Source organism: Cohnella caldifontis (assembly GCF_029360585.1).
Classification (GTDB): Bacteria; Bacillota; Bacilli; order Paenibacillales; family Paenibacillaceae; genus Cohnella; species Cohnella caldifontis.
In genome coordinates, this window is sequence record NZ_JAQZSJ010000014.1 from 131,049 (window position 1) to 137,943 (window position 6,895).

5 protein-coding genes are annotated in these 6,895 nt (G+C 57.4%); all 5 read right to left on the reverse strand.

Features of this window, described 5'->3' with window-relative positions; all coding sequences use genetic code 11:
* Positions 1–35 precede the first annotated feature (35 nt).
* The 5 genes from PTZ19_RS18375 to PTZ19_RS18395 all read right to left on the reverse strand — a co-directional run bounded on the left by PTZ19_RS18375 (position 36) and on the right by PTZ19_RS18395 (position 6,732).
* Complete coding sequence (locus PTZ19_RS18375) at positions 36–1,589, reverse strand: type 2 periplasmic-binding domain-containing protein (RefSeq protein WP_276356543.1); 1,554 nt, start codon at positions 1,587–1,589, stop codon at positions 36–38.
* A gap of 115 nt (positions 1,590–1,704) precedes the next feature.
* Positions 1,705–2,586, reverse strand: coding sequence for a carbohydrate ABC transporter permease (locus PTZ19_RS18380; RefSeq protein ID WP_276356545.1), 882 nt, complete (start codon positions 2,584–2,586; stop codon positions 1,705–1,707).
* 20 nt (positions 2,587–2,606) lie between these two features.
* Positions 2,607–3,512 (reverse strand): ABC transporter permease, encoded by a 906-nt coding sequence (locus PTZ19_RS18385; protein ID WP_276356546.1) that lies wholly within the window; start codon positions 3,510–3,512, stop codon positions 2,607–2,609.
* Between the two features lie 185 nt (positions 3,513–3,697).
* On the reverse strand, positions 3,698–5,464 hold the full coding sequence (locus tag PTZ19_RS18390) for a cache domain-containing sensor histidine kinase (protein WP_276356547.1): 1,767 nt from the start codon (positions 5,462–5,464) through the stop codon (positions 3,698–3,700).
* Positions 5,461–6,732, reverse strand: coding sequence for a response regulator (locus PTZ19_RS18395; RefSeq protein WP_276356549.1), 1,272 nt, complete (start codon positions 6,730–6,732; stop codon positions 5,461–5,463). The genes PTZ19_RS18390 and PTZ19_RS18395 overlap by 4 nt, the downstream gene beginning before the upstream one ends.
* Between the last annotated feature and the right edge of the window lie 163 nt (positions 6,733–6,895).

Consider the following 6,895-nt stretch of genomic DNA (forward strand, 5'->3'; position numbering starts at 1 on the left):
CGGCTGCCGAAGCGAGCCGCCTTTCCGTGCTATCCTTACTTCGCGACGGTACCCTGATACCACTCGTTGTACTGACGGGTCAGTTCCGTACCGCCCTTCTGCTTCCATTCGCTCGAGAATTGGTCGAATTTGGCCAATTCTCCCGCATCCAGCATCATTTTGATCAACTTCTCGTGCGTCAGCGTGCGCAGCGTCTGGCCGTTTTTCTGCTCGGCTTCCACGACCGGCGCGAGATTGACGATCGGCGTGTACATGGAGGAAGCCGATTTGGCGTTGATGTCGTCCCACATTTCGCCCATTTCCTTCTCCTTGCGGGCGCGGGCGCCGAACAGCGGCGTGTACACGTCCGAATCGTTGACGGGATAGAACCAACGGCCTTTGTTGAGCTTGTTGAATTCCGGGAAGATCGGATAATATTTGCCGTCTTCGACTTTGTAGGTCACGTTCTCTTCGCCCAAGATGAGCTTCGTATAGTTCTTCTCGTCGAGGAAGGCGTTGGCGTACTTCACGACGTCGGCCGCTTTCTTGGAGGATTTCGGCACGATCACGAAGCTGTACAAACCGCCGGATCCGGAGATCGCCTGCTTGCCGCTTGCGTCTTTCATCGGAGGCAGGAATTCCAGCACGGCGTCCGGATGTTTCTCCAGCAGCGCTTTCTTGGCCGCGGAATCCCAGCAGGAGAGCGCCGCAACGCCGACCAGGCCCGCGCCGACTTTCTCCACGACCCGGTCGTGCTTGGTGGCCGCCGCGTCGGGATCAAGCAGTCCGTCCGCGTTCAGCTTATTGAGATACGACATGTATTCCTTGGCGCCCGGCTGATCCAGGCTCGAGACCATTTGGCCGTCTTTGACGATGAAGTCCGTAGGACCGCGGCCGATGCCGAAGGCTTCGGCCAAGCCGCTGATGAACAGCTGGCTGCCGTCATCCCCGGGCGAGAATGCGAACGGAATGACCTTGTCTTTGCCTACGCCGCCCGGATCCTGTTCCTTGAACGCTTTCAGCACGTTGTACAACTCATCCGGCGTCGTCGGCACCGCCAGGCCGAGCTTGTCGAGCCAATCTTTGCGGATGACCAGTCCGTCCGTGACCGCTTCGTAGTTGAACGTCGGGATCGCGTAAATTTTCCCGTCCGCCGATACCATGTCCCACTGCTCTTTGGTGAACGCGTTTTTCAGGTTCGGACCGTATTGGTCGATGAGGTCGTTCAGCGGCTGAATGGCCCCGTTCTTCGCGTACATCGCCAGCAGGTTCCGATTGTTCATCGAGATCATGTCGTAATCTTGCCCGGAGCTCAGGACCAGGTTGACTTTGTCGTCCTCGTTGCCCATCGATGGAATAATGTCGACGCCGAGAATATCCTGGATTTGCTGCCGCTCGAAGTCGGTCGTCGGATCGAATTTGTCTTGATAGGACAGAAACTTCAGCGATACGTTCAGCTTACCGTCCGCCGGCGAAGCGGACGCGGCGGCCGATGCGGACGGAGAGGCGTTCGACGTGTCCTCTTTCGCACCTCCGCAGCCCCCCAGCGCCGCCGATATGCCGATCAGCACGGCGAGGGCGCCGGCTTTCAAACGCTTTTGCTTGCTCATGTTCGCGTTCCTCCTTGTTTGGTTCGAGTAGTCCCCTTCTGCATGCTCCGGAACGGGCGATCTCTCGCCCTTGTCCGTCGGTCGGCCGCGCGTCTCATGCGGACCCCTCCTCTTCTTATCCTTTCACCGATCCGATGACCATGCCTTTCAGGAAAAACCGCTGCAGGAACGGATACAGGATGACCATCGGCAGCATGGACAGGATGACCGTCGCGTTGATGATGCTTTGCGGCGCGATGTTGCCCAGGTTCGATTGGTCGAGCTTGAAATTGCCGGACGGATCCTGCGCTTCGAAAATGACGGTCCGCAAGTACACTTGCAGAGGCATCAGGCTTTGATCGGTCAAGTACAGCCGGGGATTGAAGTAATCGTTCCAGAACCCTACCGCGTAGAATAGGAAAATGGTGGCCACGACGGGAGCGGACAGCGGCAGCATGATCCGGAACAGGATGACCATGGGCGACGCGCCGTCGATTTTGGCCGATTCCTCGATCTCGTCCGGGAGCGATTCGAAATAGTTCTTGACGATCAGCAGATTGAACACGGCGCTGACCGACGGCAGAATGACCGCCCAGACCGTATTCAGCAGATGCAGGCCGCTCATCAGCAAATATTGGGGTACGATGCCGCCTCCGAACATCATCGTGAAGACGAAGACCAGCGTCAGGAATTTGCGCGCCGGCAGGCCGGGTTTAGAGAGCGGATACGCGGCCATGATCGACAGGATGACGCCGAGCACGCTGCCCAGCAGCGTAATGACGACCGACATGTCGAACGATCGCAGGAATTGGCCGGAATGGCTGACGTAACGGTAAGCGCCCCATTGCCATTGTTTCGGCCAGAGCGCGACGTCTCCGGAGGTGACCGGGTTGCCGCCGCTAAGCGACACGGCGATCAGATTGAGGATCGGCAGCGCGACGAACACCGCGGAAAGAATCAAGATGGCGTACGAGAGCCAGACGAAGACCCGGTCGCTTTTCGCTAAGGTTTTGTCCATGATGGGTGCGAACCTCCTTCTTACCACATGCCCTTGCCCAGGAACTTCCGGCACAAAGTGTTGGCCGTTACGACAAGCGTGAATCCGACGACTCCGTTGAAAATGCCGACGGCCGTCGTGTATGAATATTGCATCTGTCCGATCCCGTTGCGGAACACGTAGGTTTCAAGCACGTCCGCCACGTCGTAGACGGCGGCGTTGTACATGACGAGAATCTGCTCGAATGAGTTCGTCAGCACGCTGCCGAGCGACATCAGCGCCATCAGCACGGCCGTCGACGCGATGCCGGGAATCGTGATGTGGATCATTTGCTTCCATTTGGAGGCTCCGTCCGTCATCGCGGCTTCGTACAGCTGCGGATTGATGCCGGCAATGGCCGCCAAATAGACGATCGTGCCCCATCCGACTTCCTTCCACATCGCCGATGCCACGATGATGTGGCGGAAATAGCCCGGCTCGACCATAAAGGAGATGCGGTGTCCGCCAAGCCTCGCGATCAGGTCGTTGACCAGACCTCCATTCGTCTGGAGCAGGTTGACGAAGATTCCGCCGACGATGACCCAAGATAGAAAGTGCGGCAGGTACAGCGTCGTTTGCAGCGTTTTGCGGAAAGCGAGCTGGCGGACTTCGTTCAGCAAAATGGCGAACAAGGCCGGAAGAGGCACCCAAAGCAGCAGTTTGTAAACGTTGATGATCAGCGTGTTGCCCAGCACCCGGTAAAATTCCTCGTCCGAGAACAGACGGCGGAAATGCTCCAACCCGACGAACTCGCTGCCCCGCACTCCTTGGAAAATGTTATAGTCCTGGAACGCGACGATCAGCCCGCCCATCGGAACGTACTTGAACAGAATCAGCAGCGCCAGCGACGGCAGCAGGATCAGGTAAAGCTGCCCGTATCCTTCGCGCAGGAAACGGCCTTTGAGCATCGGACTTCACCTCGTTGTGTAAGCGTTTCACCGAATCGGACTTCAATGTACCATACCCGTCCGGCCGCTTTGAATGGAATGGATTCAGCGAACGGGTAAAATATTAAATCCTCCTTCCGCCCCGGCTTTAGGAAATAAAGAAGCCGCCCGCTGGGGCGGCTTTCTCGGATGGGCGAGGGTTGCGTTCAATCGGGCGATTCCGCCTGACGGGGCCGGGCGGCGGGCAGCGTCAAGACGAGCCGCGCTCCGCCCTCCGCCCTGTTCTCCACGGTAAGTCCGTAAGGCTCGCCATACCGGAAACGGATTCTGCGATGCACGTTCCGAAGTCCGGTCGACTCGCCTTCGTAAGGTTCCGATACCAGCGCATGTCGGACTTCTTCGAGTCTGGCGGGTTCGATGCCCGGGCCGTCGTCCGTGACTTCCAGCCGCAGCATGCCGTCCGCTTCTTCCGCGAAGAGCGCGATTTTTCCTATGCGGTCTTCGTATTTCAGAATCCCGTGCAGAATCGCGTTTTCGACGAGCGGCTGCAAGATAAGCGGTAGGACTTCGATTCCGTGCAGCCGTTCCGGCACTTCGTCCGCCAATTCGATCCGATCTTCGAACCGGAATTTCTGAATGTTGAAATAGGCCCTCGTATGCCGAAGTTCCGTTCCCAGCGTGGAGGTTCCTCCGATATGCAGGCTGAGCCGGAGAAAAGCCGACAAGTTGCGCACCATATAACCGATGTCCGGGGCCTGATGCTTCACGGAAAGCCAATGGACGCTGTCGAGGGTGTTGTACAGAAAATGCGGGTTGATCTGGGCCTGCAGCAGTTTCAGCTCCGCTTCTTTCTTCTCGACGCCCGTTTTGTACACATCCTCGATCAAGGCGCGGATCCGTTCGACCATCCAGTTGAACTTCACGCTCAGCACCCCGATTTCGTCCATCCGTTTGACCGGCACTTTGACGTTGAAATCGTGGCTGTCCACGGTTGCCATGGCTTGCATCAGCCGTTTCAGCTGTCCGGTTACGCGGCCGGAGATGAGGAAAGTCACGATGAACGAGACGATGAGCACGAGCAGCGCCACGAGCAGGAAGTTGAACATGATCGGCCGGCTTTGATTCGAGAGCTCGTTCATGGGGATGTCGACGGCCAAGTAGAACGGATACCCGTCCAACGCCCAGTAAACGAGCAACTGCTTATCGATCGTCAGGCTCCCTCTTCGTTCCGTCTGGATCCGTTCCATCGTGGATTTGTCGAGCGAAGAACGGACGGGTCCCGCGAACGACGGCTCATAGATCACTTTGCCTTTCTCGTCGAGCAAGAACAGTCTCCCCCCGCCGGGAAAGGCCGCGTTCGCGAATAGGGACGATACGGCGCTGCTCCGGATGTCGAAGGAGACCGTCCCTCGGTATTCGCCGAAATCGTCCGGGCTCCGGATGTCCCTGAAGCAGGAAAAGACGTAAAGGTTGTTCCCGTCATTCTCCGATCCTGCGGCAAGGCTCCAATGCAGCACGGAATTCCTCCGGAACAGGTACCGCGGGCTGTCTTCGCCGTCCAGGAGAGCGACCGGCAAATACCGGACGCCGTCGTTCATGAACCTGCGGGGCGGGTCAAGAAAAATCCGGATGCCGAATGACGAGTAATTCTCTTCGTAGGCGTCCGACACCCGTTCCAAGTTGACGTAACGGTCATATTGCCCGACGGCCGTCGTCGGCTCGGGGGATAACGAATCCCGCACGACATGGCTGGCCGCGAAAAGGTTCGCTTGTTTCTCCGCTTCGCCGAATAGGTTCGCGAGGCCGTTCGCCGATTGCGCCATGCTGCCGGAGACGGCCGAGGTGAAGTTTTCTTCCGCGGTTTGCACGTTGGCACGGTAGGCATAATAACCGAATAGAATGGTGGACAGGATGAACAGCAGCGAGAAATAGAAAAAAATCCGGTGCTGCAGGCGGAACATCCGCTGCTTCATAACGGCTCCATTCCCCTGGCGTATTCGGAAGGCGGCATGTTCTCGTATTTCTTGAATACTTTGCTGAAATAATTTTCGTTGCTGTAGCCGACCCGGGTGGCGATCTCGAACAGTTTGAGCGAAGGATCGCGCAATAATTCTTTCGCCGCGCGAAGCCGGTATAAGTTAATGTAATGGTTCAGCGTCATGCCGGTCGCTTTCTTGAACAACATGCACACATAGGCGCTCGTGTAATTCAAGTGGGCGGCAATATCGCCTACCGTCATCGTGTCGTCGGGAAAATGCTCCTTGACGTACGCCTTCATTTCCTCGACGAGCGAGAGCTGACGTTCGTCCAGGGCGGCGCGTCTAACGGGGTCGGCGGCTTCGTCCGATTCGACGGGCTTCAAATCGTTGACGCTCTCGGATAATCGGAAAAAAGAAGTTTTCTCCTCCCCGATCTTGGCGGAGAGTTCGATGCCGAAGTGCTCGCGAACCGCTGAAACCGCATCCAGAATGGACTGCGTATAGCTTGTTCCCGTTACGCCGGAAGGAGCCGACTCCGGGAAATCCGCGACGAGGGCCATCCACTCGGAATCGCGGGAGGTGATCCATTCGCAGCGGGGAAAATCGCGAAACGCGTGCTGAAGGACGGCCAGTAGCTCCCGGCGCGTCAGGGAAGATTGCGGAAGGACGCCGAGGGGGCTTCCGCCGGAGGATTCTGTTAGAAAGTGAAACGATACAAGCCGCCAACGAAGCCGGCCTTCTCCCGGATCGAACCCCAAGGAGGCGGACGTCTCCGCCTTTTCTTCGTCGCTTGCGTACTCGTTCTGCAGCACGCGTTGGAAAAATCGTTCCCGGAGCTCCGGCAGATGCCGCGCCAACAGCCGTTTCTCGCGGTTTCGTTCCTCTGCCGCCTTGATTCGCCCGATCGCGGTTCGGACCGCCCGCGCCAATTCCTCCATATCGATCGGCTTGAGCAGATAATCGACCGCGCCGGTTCGCATGGCGGACTTTAAATAGGTTAAGTCGGAATAAGCGCTGAGCATGATGACGCCGATATCCGGATAATCCTGATGCAGCCGATGGGCCAGTTCGACCCCATCCATCTCCGGCATCCGGATATCGGTCAGGACCAGGTCGGGCACGATCTCCTTCGCCAGATCCAGGGCTTGTTTCCCGTTGGCCGCCTCGAAAATGTCGCCGATCTCCCAGTCTTTCCATGGTACGTAGTGTTTCAAAGAGTAACGGGTCTTGTTTTCGTCCTCCACGATCATCAGGTTATACATGGGCTTCCCTCCCTGGGTCGGATGCCGCCTATAATTGCTTACATTATGGTGGCTGACTTTGGAGGTTTCAAGATCATACCGGCAGGATAAAAATAACAGTTGCATCGCCTAGACCAGCGTGATATATTATTTAAGTCGCCGTTAGCGCGGTGACGATAAAGCG